The organism is Streptomyces sp. SP17BM10 (assembly GCF_036322405.1).
GTDB lineage: Bacteria > Actinomycetota > Actinomycetes > Streptomycetales > Streptomycetaceae > Kitasatospora.
In genome coordinates this window covers 191,107-208,816 of record NZ_JAQYXB010000675.1, presented here as the reverse complement: position 1 = coordinate 208,816, position 17,710 = coordinate 191,107, and the positions used below count along the sequence as shown (strand labels likewise).

Here is a 17,710-nt window from a genome sequence, read left to right as displayed (position 1 = left end):
ACGGGGGCGGTCGTGGCGGTTTCAAGGATTGAGGGATCAAGGCAGGTCAGCGAGGTGTTACCGGGCGTAAGAATCAAGGAATTCGCCGGTTTTGGGGCCTTTTGCCCACATTTCCAAGATCAAATGGCCCGCCGAAGTGGTCCGGGCCACTCCGCGGGCCCTGTGAGGCCGCGCACACCGTCGACGGGGAGTGAGGGCCCGCGCGCTCCCGGTGCCGGATCCGCCGCCCCCGGTCAGCCCCCGGGTGGCCCGCACCACAGGCCTCACCCGGAGTGCCCCGTGTCCTCACTCCCGGTGGCGGGCATAGCCTCGGGCGCATGAGCGAGCGGCGAATCACCGGAAGGCGCGCACGGGCGAATGCCCATGGCGAGCGGAGCGAGGCGGGCGCATGAGCAACGACAGCGGTGCGGAGGCCCTCGGCGGCGCCGAGGAGCCCGGAGCGGCGGTCGCACCCGCCGGGTTCGAGCTGGGGACGGACGGACCCAAGGTGATCCTGGCCGGGCTGGACGGCTCGGACTCCTCCTGGCGGGCCACCGCCTACGCGGCCGGCCTGGCCCGGCGGCAGGGCGCGACCCTCGCGGTGGCGTACGTGCAGCCGGTGCTCGGGGCGGCCACGGCGCTGGCGGGGGCGGCGGTGGAGGAGACGACGCAGGAGATCGCCGAGGAACTGCTGGCCGCCCTGCGCGACGCCGAGCAGCGGATGAAGGACGTGTGGCGGGTGGAGTGGCACTTCCTGACCATGCGCGGCGACCCCTATACGGGGCTGGCCAAGCTCGCGAACGAGCTGCGGGCCGACGCCGTCGTGGTCGGCGCCTCCGAGCGGGCCGGGCACCGGGTGATCGGTTCGGTGGCCGTCCGGCTGGTGAAGGCGGGGCGCTGGCCGGTGACCGTCGTCCCGTAGGGCCCGCGGCGGGCCCCGCGCCGGGGCCCGCCGCGGGGGCCCGCTAGGCTCCGCACCCATGATCGAGATCACGGGGGTCCAGGCGGAGCCTGGCGGCAGCGTCACACTGACGTTCGAGGACAAGCGCTTCACGGTCGCGCCGGAGGAGACGGGGTGGGACTGGCGGGGGATCTTCCTCGCCGGGTTCGGGATCTTCATGCTCCTGGCACTGGTGTCGCTGTTCGGCTTCGGCTACCTCATCAGCAAGGCCCACCTCGCGAAGCTGGAGACCGCGAACGCCGTCTTCTTCTTCTCGTGCTTCGGGCTCTCCCTGTTGTCCGGCGCCCTGTCCTGGCTGAGCGAGCAGATCATCGACTTCTTCGGCAGCGGCAACCCGACGACGTACACGCTCGCGGTCGAGCGCATCGCCGGGATCCAGTACGAGCAGACCGACCCGCAGGGCGGCCTCCGGGCCACCGTGCGCACGGCGGACGGCGACGTCGTCCGGCTCGGCGCGGCCGGCGCCAAGGGGCCGGAGCTCTACCGGGCGTTCGACCGGATGTTCCGGCCGGCCGCGCCGCAGGACGCAGCGGCCCCGCAGTACGGCGTGCGCTGAGCCGGGGCCGCCCAACGGGCGTGCGGCACGGCGGAGATAGGGTGCGTGACCATGACGGACACGCCGGTCACGCACCCCCGCCAGCCCGCCCCCGCCCACCAGCGGACCGACCCCGCGCACCGGACCGGCAGTGACCTCCACCTCGACCTGCCGGCCGCCGGCGGCCGCAGAGCCGCCCTGATGACGGCGCTGCGCGAGGCCATCCGCAGCGGGCGGCTCGCGCCCGGCACCCGACTGCCGCCCTACCGCACGCTCGCCGCCGACCTCGGCCTCGCCCGCAACACCGCCGCCGAGGCCTACGCCGAACTCGTCGCCGAGGGCTGGCTCACCGCCCGCCAGGGCTCCGGGACCACCGTCGCCGAGCGCGCCGAGCCCCTGCCGACGGTCAGGGCCCGCCGCCCCTCCGTCCGCCCCGGGCCCGTCCACGACCTGCGCCAGGGGCAGCCCGACGCCGCCTCCTTCCCGCGCTCCGGCTGGCTCGCCGCCGGCCGCCGCGCCCTGACCGCCGCGCCCAACGAGGCGTTCGGGCCCGGCGATCCGCAGGGACGGCGCGAACTGCGCACCGTCCTCGCCGACTACCTGGCCCGCGCCCGCGGCGTGCGCACCGACCCCGACCGGATCGTCATCTGCTCCGGCTTCGCCCACGCGCTGCGGCTGCTGTTCGACGGCGCGGGCGCCGTCCTGCCCGCCGGGGACAACGGGCCGCTCGCCGTCGAGGGCTACGGACTGCCCTTCCACCGCGGGCTGCTGGCCCGCGCCGGGGTCACCACCGTGCCGCTCCCGCTGGACGAGGACGGCGCCAGGACGGCCGAATTGACGGGTATCCGCGGACAGAGCGGGAACCGGGGCTTCCAGGACGTCCGGACGGTCCTCCTCACCCCCGCCCACCAGTTCCCCACCGGCGGACCGCTGCACCCCGTCCGGCGCGCCGCCGTCGTCGACTGGGCGCGCGGGCGCGGCGGGCTCGTCCTGGAGGACGACTACGACGGCGAGTTCCGCTACGACCGCCAGCCCGTCGGCGCCGTCCAGGGCCTCGACCCGGAGCGCGTGGTCTACTGCGGCACCGCGAGCAAGAGCCTGTCGCCCGCGCTGCGCCTCGGCTGGATGGTGCTGCCCGACCACCTGGTCGACCGGGTGCTCGCGGCCAAGGGCGAACGCGAGGGCTGGGCCAGCGCGTTGGACCAGCTGACCCTCGCCGAGTTCATCGACTCCGGCGGCTACGACCGGCACGTGCGCGGGATGCGCCGCCGCTACCGGGACCGCCGCGACCGGCTGGTGGCGGCCCTCGCCGGGAGCGTCCCGCACGTCGCCGTCTCGGGCATCGCGGCCGGTCTGCACGCCGTGCTGCGGCTCGCACCCGGCACCGAGCGCTCGGTGCTCAAGGCCGCCGCCTACCGGGGCCTCGCCGTGGAGGGGCTCGCCGACTACCGGCACCCGGGGCTCGCGGCGCGGGACACGCCGGCCGCCGACGGACTCGTGGTCGGCTACGCGACCCCGCCCGACCACGCCTACCAGGCGGCGCTCGACGCGCTGTGCGACATCCTGCCGCCGCCGGCCTGAGCGGGGCTCCGAGACGCGTCCCGACGGGCCCCGCGAGGCACCCGGCCGGGCGGCGGGCAGGATACGGTGCCGGGCGACGGCGCGGGGCGGAAAGCGTGCGCAATGGCCCGCCGCGTCCGCCCGCCCGTCGTCACCCGGTACCGGCCCGGGCGGAGGCGGGCAACGCAAGCGGTACCGCCCCCTACGCTCCATGGACATGCGCAGAACACATCTCAGCCGTTCCGCTCTTGCCGCGGTCCCGGCCGCCGCCGGCCTGCTCCTGTCCGCGGCGCCCGCCCACGCCGCCGCGCCACTGCCGCTCACGGCCGTCGTGGACCGGGCGACGACCACCCCGGGCGGCTCGTTCACGCTCACGCTGACGCTGACCAACCCGTACGACACGCCGATCCAGTTCGTCTACCAGAGCGTCCAGCCGACGTACCCGACCACGCTGGAGCCGGGCCTCATGTTCACGGCCACCGGGTGCGGCACCCAGATCAACGGGTGCAGCGAGAACGTGCACGGCGGCATCGCCCGCTACGACGTGCCGCTCGCGCCCGGCGCCTCCAGCAGTTTCACCGTGACCTACACCGTCGACAAGGACTCGGCCTGCGGACCGACGACCCGCATCGACCTCTACACCTACCTGTACTACGAGTACAACGCCGGCCTGTCCAACAACTCCGGCATCGTCGACATTCCCGGCACGCAGGTGCCCTGCGCCTGACACTTTTGCCCTAACTCCTTTATCCGTCCCCCGGATCATCCGTTCCCCGGATCCCTGCGAACCGCCCGACCTTCCCCGATCTCTCCCGTACCCCCAGAGTCTCCCGTCAGGTGCCGGCCGCCCCCGTACCGGCACCTGACGGGCTGTTCGCGTGCCCGCGTCCGGCCGTTGTCGGTGGCGGGTGGCAGGCTTGTGCCCATGTCCGAACCGCTGCGCACCGCCCCCGCCGCCGACCTGCCCGTGCCGATGCCGTCCGGCGTCCACGCCGCCATCCGGGAGCGGGCCGGGGAGCGCATCGCCCCGCTCGTGGAGCGGCTGCTGCGGTCCTCCCTCGCCCTGGCCCCGGCTCCCTCCGCCGGGGACGGCGACGCGCCGGCCGAGGGTCCGTCCGCCGGCCTGCTCGGCGGCCAGGCCGCGCTGCCCGCCGACGTCGAGTGGCCCCACCACGACGATCATCCGATGCAGCTCCTCGCCCAACTCGACTGCGCCGGGCTGGCGCAGGCCCACCGCGCCACGGGCCCCGGCGACGCGTGGCCGCTGCCGGCCGACGGACTGCTGCTGTTCTTCCACGACGACCTGTTCTCGGACTACGCCGGCCACGGCTGCCGCGTCCTGCACGTCCCGGCCGGGGCGCCGCCGCGCCCCGAGCCGACCGGTCGGAGCGACTTCGCGCCGCTCGCCCCAGTGCCGCTGCGCGCGCACTGGGCGCTGTCCGCGCCGTCGTACCAGGACCGCGAGCTGGAGGACCTTTTCCCCGAGGACTTCATGGTCGCGCTCGACCTCGCCTCCGACTTCCGCGACCACCTGCCCGGCCCCCACGTCCGGGTGCTCGGCTGGTGCGACACCGACACCGGGCGGCACGAGGGGCACCGTCCGCTGCTCCAGGTCGAGGCCTCGGCGGCCGGCGCGCACTGGGGCGAGACGGTCAACGTCTCCTTCTGGATCACCGACGAGGACCTGGCCGCCGGGCGCTTCGACCGCGTCCGCCACGGCATGGAGGTGGCCTGACCGCGGGCCCGCGCCCGAATCCACCGCACCGCCACGCCGGAACCGGCGTGGCGGTGCGTCGTGTTGACGTCGAACCCACCCGCCGGGCTCCGGCACACGCGGATCCGCGTGGCGAACGGACGTTTGGCAGGCTTTTCTCGCGGAGCGGGCGGATCCGGATCAGATTCACCCTATCGGGGGGCACTCGGCCGCCGTACGGGCCTGGTCGGGCCCCGGTGATCTAGGGTTCCGGGTGGGCCGCCGGGAGACGGCGCCCCCGATTGCGCAGACTTCGCCAACACCCCCACCAGTACGCGTATCTGATGATCCGTCATGGCTGCCGCCAGGACGCTTCGGCCTGACCCGCCCGCGTGATTCGACCAGATGAAGGAGACCCCTGCCGATGCCCGTCGACACCAGCCCGGAGACACAGCAGGCACAGCGGCAGTCCCTCGCCACAGCCGCTGCCCGCAATCTCGCGACCACCACCAAGTCCGCACCGCAGATGCAGGAGATCACCTCCCGCTGGCTGCTCAAGGTGCTCCCCTGGGTCGAGGCCCACGGTGGTGCCTACCGGGTGAACCGGCGCCTCACCTACACGGTCGGCAACGGCGTGGTCGAGTTCATCAAGACCGGCTCCGAGGTCCGGGTGATCCCCCGCGAGCTCGGCGAGCTCGCCCTGCTGCGCGGCTACGAGGACGACGACGTGCTCACCGCCCTCGCCGACCGCTGCGAGCAGCGGGACTTCGGCCCCGGCGAGGTGCTCGTCACCCAGGGCGAGGCGGCCGACCGGATCTACCTGATCGCGCACGGCAAGATCAACAAGATCGGCACGGGCAAGTACGGCGACGAGACGGTCGTCGGCGTGCTCGGCGACGGCGACCGCTTCGGCGACGACGCCATCCTCAACCCGGACGCGGTCTGGGAGTACACCGTCAAGAGCGCCACCGCCGGTGTCGTCCTCACGCTCAGCCGCCGCGACTTCGAGCAGATCCGCGACAACGCGCCGAGCCTCCAGGAGCACCTCCAGGAGTTCCTGACCCTGCCGCTGCAGGCGCAGAACGAGCGCGGCGAGGCCGAGATCGCCATGTCGGCCGGCCACCACGGCGAGCACGAACTGCCCGGCGCCTTCGTGGACTACGAGCTGAAGCCGCGCGAGTACGAGCTGAGCGTCGCGCAGACCATCCTCAAGGTCCACACCCGTGTCGCGGACCTGTACAACCAGCCGATGAACCAGATCGAGCACCAGCTGCGGCTGACCATCGAGGCCCTGCGCGAGCGGCAGGAGTTCGAGATGATCAACAACCCGGAGTTCGGCCTGCTCAACAACGCCGACTTCGACCAGCGGATCCAGACCCACTCCGGCCCGCCCACCCCGGACGACCTGGACGAGCTGCTCAACCGCCGCCGCGACCCCGACTACCTGCTCGCCCACCCGCGGGCCATCGCCGCGATCGGCCGCGAGCTCAACGCCCGCGGGATCTACCCGCACCACGTCGACCTCGGCGGGCAGCAGGTGCCGGCCTGGCGCGGGGTGCCGATCCTGCCGTGCAGCAAGATCCCGATCACCAAGGAGAACACGAGCTCGATCCTCGTGATCCGTACCGGCGAGGACAACCAGGGCGTCATCGGCCTGCACCAGACCGGCCTGCCGGACGAGTACCAGCCGTCGCTGTCGGTCCGCTTCATGGGCATCGACGAGAAGGCGATCATCTCCTACCTGGTCAGCGCCTACTACTCGTGCGCGATCCTGGTGCCGGACGCGGTCGGCGTCCTGGAGAACGTCGAGATCGCCCACGGCCGCCACTGAGCGCCGGGCGGCCGACGACGGCCGCCGGACCGCCGCGAGCGGTCGATTCCCGCTCCCGAAGACGAGCTGAGACCGTAACCGGTCCGCTCGAAGATCGTTTGACCAGATGACGGACGGCCCGCCCCCGACGGCGGGCCGTTCGCCTGACGGGGGGCGGCGGGCCCGGGGTCCGCACGACGCGTGCCGGTCCCGCCGCGCCCCTCCGTCGGCTTTCCTGCCCCAGCACTCTGCCCGCAACAGCGGTGTGCTTTCCCGACGATCCGAGAGGTGGGTGGATCCATGCCGCAGCCCCGGCAGCCCCGGCAGCTCCGACGGATACCGGTGGACGGCCGAGGACGCGCCGCCCGCGGGCGCACGGCGCGGGTGGCCGGTGCGGCGGTGGGCGTGGTGGCCATGTGCGCGCTGCTGAGCGGCGCGTCGGCCTCGGGCGCCGTGCGCCACGGCGGGGGACACCCGTCCGGGCCGGTCCCCGACGTCTGCGTCTGCACCGGCACGGACGTGTCGGTCGACGTCGGGCCGGACGGGCACGACGTGAGCGTCGGGGTCGGCGTGGACGTCCAGGTGCACTGGCACCACCCGTGCCGGCCGCACCACGATGACGACGACGATGACGACGACGCGGGCCAGGACGGTCGAGGCAGGGACCACGGCGGCGACCACGGGGACCACAGGGACCACGGGCACCACTGGGGACACCACCACCATGCGTGCCCGAGCCCGACGCCCACGCCTACGCCGACACCCACCCCCACGCCGACCCCGACTCCGACACCCACCCCGACGCCCACGCCCACGCCGAGCGCCACACCCCCGCGCCCGACGCACACGCCGGCGCCTCCGCCCCCGTCGTCCGCACCCCCGCCGCCGCCCCCATCTGCGCCGGCCCCGCGGCCCTCCGCCCCGGCCGTCCCGCAGACGCCGCGGCCGGCGCCCCCCGTGCCCCACCCGGCACCGTCGCCCAGCCCGGCCGCGGTGCTCCCCAACCCGGCCGCGAGCCCGTCGGCGCCCCCGCCTCCGCCGACCCCGGCGTGGCCGGCCCCCGCGCCGCAGGTCCGCTTCCACGTGCCGGTCAACCAGCCCCTGGCGGAGGCCCCGGTGCACCACCGCACCGCCAAGACGACCACCACGATGCTCATCGTGACCGTGCCCGCGGTGATCGCGGCGGCAGCGCTGCGCCCGGGCCGCGGCGGCGGGGGCCGAGGCCGGTCGAGCGGTTCCTGACGGTTGCCCGCCGCCCCCCTGACACCCCCCCTGAACCACCCCTGGGCCCGGACCTTTCGCGTCCGGGCCCCACCCCGACGTTCCCCGTCATCGACCAGAGCCAGAGAAGGGAGTCCCCATGGACGAGTGGGTCGCTTTGGCCATCGCCATGGCGGCGGCGTGCGCCGTCGTCGTGGCGATGGTCGTGCTACGGCACCGCCGGGTGGGCACCGTGAAGCACGACGAGACCCCGGACGTGATCGAGTACATCACGATGATGATCGGCGTGGTCTACGCGATCGTCCTCGGCCTCGCGATCGCGGGCGTCTGGGAGGCGCGCGGCAGCGCCCAGGACGGCGTGTTCCGCGAGGCCCAGTCGCTCCAGGAGGTGAGCGACCGGGCGGTGGTCTACCCGGCCGAGGTCCGCGACAAGATCCGGGCCGACGTGGACGCCTACGTGACGTACGTCGTCCAGGTCGAGTGGGACTACATGCGCGACCACGGGAACGTCTCCGACAAGGGCACCGAGCTGCTCGCGCAGGTGCGTTCGGACGTCGCCACGCGGCAGCCCGCGAACGAGCTGGAGGCGCAGACCTACCAGCCCGTCATGGACCGGATCGCCGCCGCCACCGACGCCCGCAACGCGCGCGGGCAGAACGCCGGGCCGACGATGCCCGGGGTGGTCTGGTTCGGGCTGATCGCGGGCGGGGTGGTCACCTTCGGCATGCTCTTCGCGCTCCAGATCCGGCGCACTGCCCGGGAGTTGGTCCTGGCCGCCTGCTTCAGCGCGCTGATCGCGTTCCTGCTGTTCATGATCTGGGACTTCGACGACCCGTTCGGTGGGAGCGTCCGCGTGACCACGCAGCCGTTCACCGATCTGTTCCCCCATCTGAACCTGGGCGGCGGGGACTAGGCACCACCGGACGGGGAGGGGCCGAGCGGATCGATCCGCTCGGCCCCTCCCCGTCCGGTGGCGGACGGTCAGTGCGGGCTGCCGTCCGTGGAGTTCGGCAGCGCACGGCAGGCGTCGTCGTTCTCCAGGGAGAAGGCGAACACGCGGCCAGCGCCGGGCCACTCCGGCGGGCCTCGTCCACCGGCCGGACCCTTCCCGGGCGCGTCTTGCGCGGACCGGTAAGTTGACCGGTACCTCGCAGGGCCGCCGAACGGAGGACTCGCCATGGACAGCCAGGACTGGGACGACCGCTACGCCGCGAAGGAGCTGGTGTGGGGCGCCGATCCCAACCTGTGGGTCGTCCGCGAACTGACCGGCCACGCGCCCGGTCACGCCCTGGACGTCGCCGCCGGTGAGGGCCGCAACGCGATCTGGCTGGCCGGCCAGGGCTGGGACGTCACCGGGCTGGACTTCTCCGCCGTCGCCGTCGAGCGCGCCGAACGGCTCACCGCCGAACTGCCCGACGAGGTCGCCGACCGGCTCACCTGGCGGCACGACGACGCGCGCACCTTCGACCTGCCGGCCGGCGGCTACGACCTCGTCCTGGTCGCCTACCTCCAGGTGCCCGCCCGCGACCGCCGCGCCGCCCTGCGCCGCGCGGCCGACGCGCTCGCCCCCGGCGGCACCCTGCTGGTGATCGGGCACGACCTGCGCAACCTCGCCGAGGGCGTCGGCGGGCCGCAGGACCCGCGCGTCCTGTACGGCCCGGAGGACGTCCTCGCGGACGTCGCCGACCACGGCCTGACGGTCGTCCGGGCGGAGCGCGTCCTGCGCCCGGTCGGCGGCGATCCCGGGCACAAGGGCCAGGGCAGGGGACAGGACGGAGGCCAGGACGGGGGCCGGGACGGCGGCGGGGGCGGCGCCACCGCCGTCGACCTGCTGGTCCGTCTGGAGCGGGGTGCCGCGTGACCCCTCCGCTCTCCCGCCGCATCCTGCTCGCCGGCCTGACCGCGGCCGTGCCCGTGCTGCTCACCGGCTGCTCGTCGAACTCCGAGTCCGATGCCAAGAAGTCGGCCAAGGCCGCGAACGCGATCGCCGCCCGCGCGAGCGACCCCGGCGGCGACGCCTTCGTGATGATCGTCCGGCACGGCGAGAAGCCGGCCGGCAGCACGCCGGGCCTGGACGAGAACGGCAAGCACGACGGCAAGTCGCTCACCGAGCGCGGCTGGTCCCGGGCGAAGGCACTGCCCAAGCTGTTCGACCCGCCGGCCGCCGGGCTCCGCACGCCCGCCCGGATCTACGCCGCCTCCGACCAGGGCCCCCTCGCCGGCGCGCACCGGATGCGGCAGACCGTCGCCCCGCTGGGCGCCGCGCTCGGGCTGAAGGTCGACACCACCTACGCCGAGTCGCAGGAGACCGAGCTCGCCGGCGCCGTGCTGACCGGCGCCCAGCCGGTGCTCATCAGCTGGGAGCACGGGCGCATCCCGCGGATCGTGGAGGCCCTCGGCGCGACGGGCAGCGGCGCGCCGGCGGTCTGGCCGGACCGCTTCGACCTCGTGTGGGTGTTCTCCCGGACGGCCGGCGGGCCGTGGGCGTTCCAGGAGGTGCACCAGCACCTGCTGGACGGCGACTCCTGAGGCCCCGGGCGGCCTGATGCTCGACGGCGACGGCGGAGGCGGAGGCGTGGCCGATCGAGGCGCGGTCGGCGGCGGACGAGGAGCGGAGTAAGGCCGAAGGGTCCCACAACTACCGCGCGTGCGAGGGAAGTTCAACCAAGGACGCCCCGGACGGCGGCCCGCCGCGCTACCACTGGCCGCATGGACGACGACGTGGTGCCCATTCCCGACCACCTCACCATCCGGGTCACCCACACCGACGACCCGGTCTCCGCCGTGGCCGGCCTGGAGGCGTGGGAGTCGCGCGAACGCTATCCGGACCTGCTCATGATGCCGCCGGTCTTCGGCTCGCTCGAGCGCACTCCCGAGGGGGCCTGGCGGATCCTCTGCTTCCACGCGGGCACGCCGCAGGGCGCCCGCGACGACCTCGGGCACGTCTTCCGCTGCTGGGCGCACGGCGAGCCCGGCGGCCGGTGGGCCGCCCCCTGGGACATCACCGACGCCGAGCGCGCCGCCTACACCGCCGCGTACGAGCGGCTGGAGTGGGAGAAGCTCGACGAACTGGCCGTCGCCGGACGGCAGTACCGGGTCTTCCGCGCCGAACAGGTGCTGCGCGGCGGCCCCGAGGGCGTCGAACCGCCGCGCCCCACCGACCCGGACCCGGCGCCGGTCGGGCGGGGCCACCGGGCGCCGTCCCGGGTCGACGGCTTCGTGATCGACCCGGCCGCGGCCGTCTCCCTCGTCGACGGCATCGTCCGGCTCGACCTCATGACCCTGGTGCCGAGCGGCCGTTCGATCACCGAGGAGGTCCGCGAGGACGCCAGGCTGGCCTCCGCGCGTCACCCGAACGTGTTCGTGCTGCCCGCGCACTGCGCCGTCGCCGAGCGGCGCGACGGGCGCTGGGGCCCGATGACCGGCGCCTGCGAGACCCCGCAGGCCGCCCGCGACACCCTGGCCGCCTACCTGCGCGAGTTCGCGCCGATGACCGACCCGGGCCTCGGCGAGGAGGAACTCGCCGCCTACGCGGCCGCGGCCGACCGCCTGGACGCCCTGCGGGCCAACACCGTCGAGGCCGCCGGGCGCCGCTTCCAACTCGTGCGCGTCGAACCGGTCGTGAGGCTCGGCCCGGACGGCCCGGAGCGGCCCCGCCCGTCCGACCCCGACCCGGATCCGCCGATCATGGCCCAGGCCGCCCGGGACCGTGCCGTGGGGCTGGTGCCCGACGACGAGCGGGACTGAGGCGGGGCCGGACCGCACGCGCACGTGTGCCGGGGTGGAGGGGAACCCCCGTCTCCCCTCCACCACCGGAGTCCGTGGTCCAGGTGCGGTGCCGGCCACCCGAGCCCGTGGGGTGGCTGCGGGTGGCCGGCGGCGCATGCAATGCGCGCATGCGGCACCTTCGTTCGCCGACCGGACGGAGCCGGGACCTGCCCCCGTGTCGCGGCTGGACGGCCCCCGTGTACGTGCCCGTCCACGCCTTGCAGGTCCTCACCGTCCGGCGCGGCGTTGCGACCGATCGTGCATACACGGACCCCGGTCTGTCAAGGATGCTTGATGGGAACGCCATTCAGTCGACCACTCGTCACGTATGATTGACAGCGCAGGACCCGACACCGCGAAGGAGTGCACAGGAAGATGGCCGAGGACACCGCGGCTCACCGCCGGACCATCGCGGAGCGACTCACGCACCTCATGAGCACCGGGCACCCCGACGGCACCGGCCCACGGGACTACCACGCGGTGGAACAGGCCAGCCAGGAGTACGCGGAGCGGTACCCCGGCAGCCCCACGATCAGCCGTCAGACGGTGCACAACCTGCGCAACGAGCGCGTCGCGAACCCGGGCATCAACAGCCTGACCGCGCTGGCCAACGTCTACGGCGTGCCGATCTCGTACTTCCTCTCCGAGGGCGAGGCCGGCAACGGAACGCCCGCACCGGACCCGGACATGGTGCTCCAGCGCCTCGACGGCATCCTCAAGGTCCTCCAGCCCGACACCGCCGCCGCCCTCGACGACGCCGCCCGCGTCGCCGTCCTGACCGCCAGGAACTGCCCCATCGGCCGCGACGCCCTCGACGGCCTGCGGGCCGGCCGCTGGGACGAGCGGCTGCGCCTGCCGCTGGACGAACTCGCCGCCAGGATCAGCCTCCCGGCCGGCTACTTCGTCGACCACCGCATCCCCGCCGCCGACCCCAACGACCTGCTGCTGCTGGGCGCACTGAAGGCCCAGGGCGCCAGAGGGATCGCCCTGCGCCAGGTCGCGGGGCTGCCGGAGGACGCCTTCCAGGCCCTGTCGCCCATGCTGGACCTCCTGAGCAAGGCCGATCCGCGCCGCCGCATGTGAACGGGACCCGCCCGGCGGGACCGGGCGGGCCGATTCGTTAGGCTCCCCTTCACGCCGTCCCCGACCGAGCGGTAAGGGGGAGCCCGATCAGCGTCCGGGGGATCGCGTGGTGTTTGTCCGATGGAAGCAGAACGAACGCCTCTGGGGGCCGGAGTTGAACGACAAGGACCTGCGAAAGCACTGCGCCGACGTGGTGGCCCGGATCGACCTCCCGAGCCCCTTCAGCATCAACTCGCTCGTCGACAGCGTCGAACGGCAGCGCGGGCGCGGCATCTCGCTCGTCCCGATCCCCCTGCCGGTCCGTCAGGGCAGCCCCTGCGGCCTGTGGGTGGCCACCGACGACGTCGACTACGTCCTCTACCTCGCGGACACCAGCCGGGCCCACCAGGAACACATCGTCATGCACGAGCTCGGCCACATGCTCCTCGGCCACGGCTTCAGCGAGGCCGACCAGGACGAGGCCGCCCGGCTCCTGATGCCCACCCTCGACCCGCGCTTCGTGCAGTCCGTCCTCGCCCGCTCCGTCTACACCTCGCAGGAGGAACGGGCCGCCGAGTACGTCGCCTCCCTGCTGCCGCTGCGGGCGGGCCGCGCGCCCTCCCGCACCCGTCAGGAGGACGTGAGCCCCGGGATGGCCAACCTCGTCCGGCACATCGGCGCCGCCCTGGAGCGCAATTCACGCTAAGGTCGAGACCCGTGCTGCTGCTCACCGTCGTCTACGCCGTACTCGCGGTCATCACCTGGACCGCCTTCTTCTACAAGGTCCGCGACCTCGTGCGCGACTGGCGCAACCGGGAACTCCAGATCCTGTGCCTGTCGATCGCCACCTTCGCCGCGCCGTTCGTCCTGGCCTCGCCCCACGTCTACATGGGGATCGACCGCCTCCTCGGCGTGCCGAACATCGCGACCCTGATCATCTACGTCTGCGTGGCGGTCTGCGTCTCCGGCTTCATCGCCCTGCTGGTGTCCTGGTCCTCGGCCCAGAGCGGAATGAGGGCCCGTCACTGGGTCGGCGTGGGCTACTCGCTGACGACCATCGCCGCGATGGCCGTCTTCTTCTTCCTCGGCAACGTCGACGGCGTCGAGCACCCGGTGGACTTCGACGTCACCTTCGCCGAGGTGCCCTACATCTCGGTCTTCCTGCTCAGCTACCAACTCCTGTTCACCACCAGCATGGTGATGCTCATCGTGCTGTGCCGCCGCTACGCCGCGGCGGTCGACCGCCCCTGGCTGCGCCGGGGCCTGCGCACCGTCGCCCTCGGCGCGTTCTTCGGCCTCGGCTACGGCGTGCCCAAGATCCTCAACATGCTCTGGGACCAGGTCGCCACCTCGCCCCTGCACACCGTCAGCAGCATCGCCGCCCCGCTGTCCGCGAGCGTCTCGGCCCTGCTGTTCTCCGTCGGCTTCACCATGCCCGCGTGGGGCGAGGGACTGGACCGCCTGCGCGAGCTCGCGGTCACCTACCGCGCGTACAAACGCCTCTACCCGCTCTGGCACGACCTCGCGACCGCGTTCCCCGAGCTCGTCCTGCTCCCGCCGAACGACCGTCAGCAGCCCTGGTCCGCCAGGGCGCTGCTCACCCGGCCGGCCATCGGGATCCGCGAGGGCCGGATGACGCTCGCGCCCCGCGGCGGCGACCAGGCCGACAGCCTCCGGGACCTCGACCTGCTCGTGGCCCGCCAGCGGGTGGAGATCCGCGACGCCCAGCTCCGGCTGCGCCCCTACTTCACGGACACGGCCGCGGAAACGGCCCGCGAGCTCGCCCGCGAGCGGGACCTCGCCCCCGACGACGTCGAGGCCGCCGTGGAGGCCACCCAGGTGAGCGTGGCCCTGCGCACGCACGCCGCCGGGGCGCCCGTGCCGTCGCAGGCCCCCGGCCGCCACGAGCCCGCGGCCGTCGACCCGGCCGAGGAGGTCGCCTTCCTGGTCAAGGTCGCCGTCGCCTACAAGACCTCCCCGATAGTCGCCGCCGTCACCGAACGCTTCGGCGCCGCGGGGACCTTCGACACCGGGGTCACCGCCTCATGACGGACGCCGCCCCGCCGTCCCACGGGACGCTGTTCGGCGGGGAGTTGCTGACCGACCCGCACGCGGGCTACGCGCACCTGCGCGCGACCTGCCCGGTCGTCCGCACGACGACGCCGGACGGCGCCCCGGTGTGGCTCGTCACCCGCTACGAGGACGTGCGCGCCGCACTGGCCGACCCCCGGCTGTCGCTGAGCAAGGCGACGGCCACCAGCAGCGGCACGCACGGCGCCTCGATGCCGCCCGCGCTCGACGCGCACCTGCTCAACATGGACCCGCCCGACCACACCCGGGTCCGCCGCCTGGTCGCGCCCGCCTTCACCGCCCGCAGCGTGGCCCGGCTGCGCCCGGCGATCGAGCGCCGCACGGCGGAGCTCCTCGACCGCTTCGAGGGGGGGTCGGCCGACGTCATGCGGGACTTCGCGACGCCGCTGGCGCTCACGGTGATCTGCGACGTGCTCGGCATCGCCGAGGAGGACCGCCGGGACTTCCGGACGTGGACGGACGCCCTGCGCTCACCCGCGCCCGACGCGGCACTCGCCTCCCGCCGGGCCCTGAAGGACATGCACGGCTACCTGGTCGGCCTGATCGCCGGCAAGCGGGAGCGGCCCGGCGACGACCTGCTCACGCAGATGGTCTCGGCGCACGAGGACGGCGACCGGCTCTCCGGGCCCGAGCTCGTCGCCCTCGCCTTCCTCCTGCTGTTCGCCGGGTACGACAACAGCGCGAACCTCGTCGGCAACGCCGTGCTGGCGCTCCTGACCCACGAGGAGGCGCTGGGCGCCGTGCGGTCGGGCGGGCTCGCCGTCGGCCGGGTGGTCGACGAGGTCATGCGCTGGAACAGCCCGTCGATGCTGGCGTCCCGGCGCTTCGCCCGCGAGGACCTCGACCTCGGCGGCGTCCGGATCGCGGCCGGGGAGCGGATCTGGATGTCCCTCACCTCGGCCAACCGGGACCCCGAGCAGTTCGAGGACCCCGCGCGGTTCGACGTGGGCCGGCCCGAGGGCGGGCACCTCGGCTTCGGCCACGGCGTCCACTACTGCCTCGGCTCGGCGCTCGCCCGGCTGGAGGCCGAGACCGCGGTCGGGGCGCTCGTCCGCCGGTTCACGTCGCTGCGGGCGGCGGACCCGGACGCGGGCGTCACGTGGTGCGCGTCCTTCCGCAACCGGGGGCCGCTCGAACTGCCCGTCACCTGGTGACCGTCACCGGTCCGCGAACAGCGCTCCGCCCCGCCGAATCCGGAACTCGGCGGGGCGGAGCGCTGTTCGCGGCTGGGCCGGTGTCAGTGACCGGACGGGGTGGCCGACGGGGAGGCGCCCGCGCTCGGGGTGGTGGCGGTCGTCGGCGCGGCGCTCGGGGTGGTGGTGGCGGTCGGCGTCGCGGTGGCGCAGCCGGGGCCCGTCGGGGTCGCGCCCGGGGTGGGCGTGCCGCTCGGCGTGGCCGTCGGGGACGGGGTGGTGGTCGGCGTCGCCGTCGCGGACGGGGTGCCGGTGGGCGTCGCGGTGGCCGTGGCCGTCGGGGACGGGCAGGCGGTGGGGGTGCCCGTGGGCGTGCCGGTCGGGGTGGCGGTGGGCGTGGCCGTCGGGGACGGGCTGCCGCTCGGGGTGGCGCTCGGCGAGGGCGAGCCGCTGGGCGTCGGCCGCGGGTCCGCGGTGGGCGTCGGCTGGCCGGTCGGGTTCGGCTGGCCGGTCGGGTTCGGGGTGCTCGTCGTGGTCGGGGTCGGCGGGACGGGCGCGGACGGCTGCGCGCTCTGCGAGGGCTGCGGCTGGACCGGCGTCGTCCCGGTGCCCGTGGTGGCGCCCGTGGTGGTGTCGGCGCCCGTGCCCGGCAGCGGGAACAGCGGCAGGGGCGGCAGCGGGGGGAGCAGCGGCAGCAGCGGGACCGGCCGGTCCGGGGTGGGCGTGACGGTGCCGCTGCCGAAGTGGGCCATCCAGTTCTTGACGGTCCGCAGGTACTCGCCCGAGTGGTTGTAGCTCAGGATCGCCTTGTCGAGCTGCGCCGGGTCGGCGAGGTCGCGGCCGTCGGCGCACAGGTAGCGGCCGGCCGCCTCGGCGGCGTCGAAGATGTCGTTCGGGTCGGCCTTGCCCTTGCCCTGGGTGTCCACGCCCCAGGTGGCCCAGGTCGACGGGATGAACTGCATCGGGCCGACCGCGCGGTCCCAGCGGGTGTCGCCGTCGTAGCGGCCGCCGTCGGTGTCGGCGATCGCGGCGTTGCCGCCGGTGCCGTCGAGCACCGGGCCGAGGATCGGGCGCAGCGTCGTGCCGTTGGCGTCCACCTGGCCGCCGTCGGCCTGGCCGGACTCGACCTGGCCGATGCCGGCGAGCAGCTGCCAGGGCAGGTGGCAGCCGGGGGAGCGGGTGGCGAGCGAGGCCTCGGCCTGCTTGTAGGCGGCGAAGACGGTGGCCGGCAGCGAGGCGCCGGTGGCGGCGAACGGGCCGGCCCCGGGCAGGCCGGGGATCGCGCCGGGCGGCTGGGGCAGCGAGACGGTGCCGCCGCCGTCGGCCGGCGAACCGGTGCCGAGGCCGGGGATCGTCGGACCGCCGGAGGTGAGGGCGGTGGCGCTGTCGCCGGACGGCGCGGTCACGGAGTCGGCGGCGGCGACCGGGGCCAGCCCCAGGCTGGTCATCTGGGAGCCGGTCAGGGCAGCGAGCGCGGTGAACGCGGCCGCCGTCCCGGTGACCCGCTTGCTCAGCCGCACCTTTCGCCCGTTGTCCGCGCTGACGAACCTCGCCGCCATGCCGTGCCCCTCCCCGTGTGCCTGTCGATCGTCCCGCTCAACGGACGGGTGGTCATCATCGTGCCTGCCGGTCCATGACGATCCCGCCCCCGGGATGATTAGTATCACGACGATCCGACCGCACCCGAGGGTCCGGTGCGCATCCCGGGCCGCTCCGCCGCGTTGACGCCGCACGTCCCGGCCGGGCGCGGCAGTTGGGAAGGGCCCGGTCGTGCGCGCACCGGCGCGGGCCGGCGCGGCCGTGGGGCGGACCGGCGGTCCGGGTCACGGGGCGGTGCGCGCGCGGCCTTCCGGGCGCCCCGGCGCCGCCCACCGGCCACCTCTCTGACCAGCCGGGA

General features: G+C 74.4%; 16 protein-coding genes. 15 read left to right on the top strand and 1 reads right to left on the bottom strand.

Translation table 11 applies throughout. The features are described from left to right. The first annotated feature begins 388 nt into the window (after positions 1-388). The 15 genes from PUR71_RS36715 (at position 389) to PUR71_RS36645 (ending at position 15,834) form a co-directional block, all read left to right on the top strand. On the top strand, positions 389-901 hold the full coding sequence (locus PUR71_RS36715) for a universal stress protein (RefSeq protein ID WP_329931589.1): 513 nt from the start codon (positions 389-391) through the stop codon (positions 899-901). A 58-nt stretch (positions 902-959) separates the two neighbouring features. Next, positions 960-1,496, top strand: coding sequence for a hypothetical protein (locus PUR71_RS36710; protein ID WP_329931588.1), 537 nt, complete (start codon positions 960-962; stop codon positions 1,494-1,496). 51 nt (positions 1,497-1,547) lie between these two features. Further along, positions 1,548-3,056: a MocR-like pyridoxine biosynthesis transcription factor PdxR gene (gene pdxR / locus PUR71_RS36705; RefSeq protein ID WP_329931587.1), complete on the top strand. Its 1,509-nt coding sequence runs from the start codon at positions 1,548-1,550 to the stop codon at positions 3,054-3,056. Between the two features lie 196 nt (positions 3,057-3,252). Then, positions 3,253-3,762 (top strand): hypothetical protein, encoded by a 510-nt coding sequence (locus PUR71_RS36700; RefSeq protein WP_329931586.1) that lies wholly within the window; start codon positions 3,253-3,255, stop codon positions 3,760-3,762. A 198-nt stretch (positions 3,763-3,960) separates the two neighbouring features. Then, complete coding sequence (locus PUR71_RS36695) at positions 3,961-4,770, top strand: DUF1963 domain-containing protein (RefSeq protein WP_329931585.1); 810 nt, start codon at positions 3,961-3,963, stop codon at positions 4,768-4,770. A gap of 382 nt (positions 4,771-5,152) precedes the next feature. After that, a complete protein-coding gene (locus PUR71_RS36690) occupies positions 5,153-6,559 on the top strand; it encodes a family 2B encapsulin nanocompartment shell protein (protein WP_329931584.1) in 1,407 nt (468 codons plus the stop codon). A gap of 972 nt (positions 6,560-7,531) precedes the next feature. Next, positions 7,532-7,780 (top strand): hypothetical protein, encoded by a 249-nt coding sequence (locus PUR71_RS36685; protein ID WP_329931583.1) that lies wholly within the window; start codon positions 7,532-7,534, stop codon positions 7,778-7,780. Between the two features lie 118 nt (positions 7,781-7,898). Continuing rightward, positions 7,899-8,672 carry a bestrophin-like domain gene (locus tag PUR71_RS36680; RefSeq protein WP_329931582.1) on the top strand — a complete coding sequence of 258 codons (774 nt, stop codon included), beginning with the start codon at positions 7,899-7,901 and terminating at the stop codon, positions 8,670-8,672. Positions 8,673-8,936: 264 nt separating this feature from the next. Beyond that, complete coding sequence (locus PUR71_RS36675) at positions 8,937-9,620, top strand: class I SAM-dependent methyltransferase (protein WP_329931581.1); 684 nt, start codon at positions 8,937-8,939, stop codon at positions 9,618-9,620. Further along, positions 9,617-10,288, top strand: coding sequence for a histidine phosphatase family protein (locus PUR71_RS36670; protein WP_329931580.1), 672 nt, complete (start codon positions 9,617-9,619; stop codon positions 10,286-10,288). The genes PUR71_RS36675 and PUR71_RS36670 overlap by 4 nt, the downstream gene beginning before the upstream one ends. A gap of 180 nt (positions 10,289-10,468) precedes the next feature. Beyond that, complete coding sequence (locus PUR71_RS36665) at positions 10,469-11,506, top strand: DUF5954 family protein (protein WP_329931579.1); 1,038 nt, start codon at positions 10,469-10,471, stop codon at positions 11,504-11,506. 396 nt (positions 11,507-11,902) lie between these two features. Further along, positions 11,903-12,610: a hypothetical protein gene (locus tag PUR71_RS36660; RefSeq protein ID WP_329931578.1), complete on the top strand. Its 708-nt coding sequence runs from the start codon at positions 11,903-11,905 to the stop codon at positions 12,608-12,610. Positions 12,611-12,719: 109 nt separating this feature from the next. After that, positions 12,720-13,295, top strand: coding sequence for an ImmA/IrrE family metallo-endopeptidase (locus tag PUR71_RS36655; RefSeq protein ID WP_329931577.1), 576 nt, complete (start codon positions 12,720-12,722; stop codon positions 13,293-13,295). Between the two features lie 11 nt (positions 13,296-13,306). Continuing rightward, positions 13,307-14,638, top strand: coding sequence for an MAB_1171c family putative transporter (locus tag PUR71_RS36650; RefSeq protein ID WP_329931576.1), 1,332 nt, complete (start codon positions 13,307-13,309; stop codon positions 14,636-14,638). Further along, entirely contained in the window at positions 14,635-15,834 is a 1,200-nt protein-coding gene (locus PUR71_RS36645) for a cytochrome P450 family protein (RefSeq protein WP_329931575.1), read from the top strand. The genes PUR71_RS36650 and PUR71_RS36645 overlap by 4 nt, the downstream gene beginning before the upstream one ends. A gap of 83 nt (positions 15,835-15,917) precedes the next feature. On the opposite strand, the gene PUR71_RS36640 is transcribed toward PUR71_RS36645, so the two are convergent. Continuing rightward, on the bottom strand, positions 15,918-17,372 hold the full coding sequence (locus PUR71_RS36640) for a lytic transglycosylase domain-containing protein (RefSeq protein ID WP_329931574.1): 1,455 nt from the start codon (positions 17,370-17,372) through the stop codon (positions 15,918-15,920). Between the last annotated feature and the right edge of the window lie 338 nt (positions 17,373-17,710).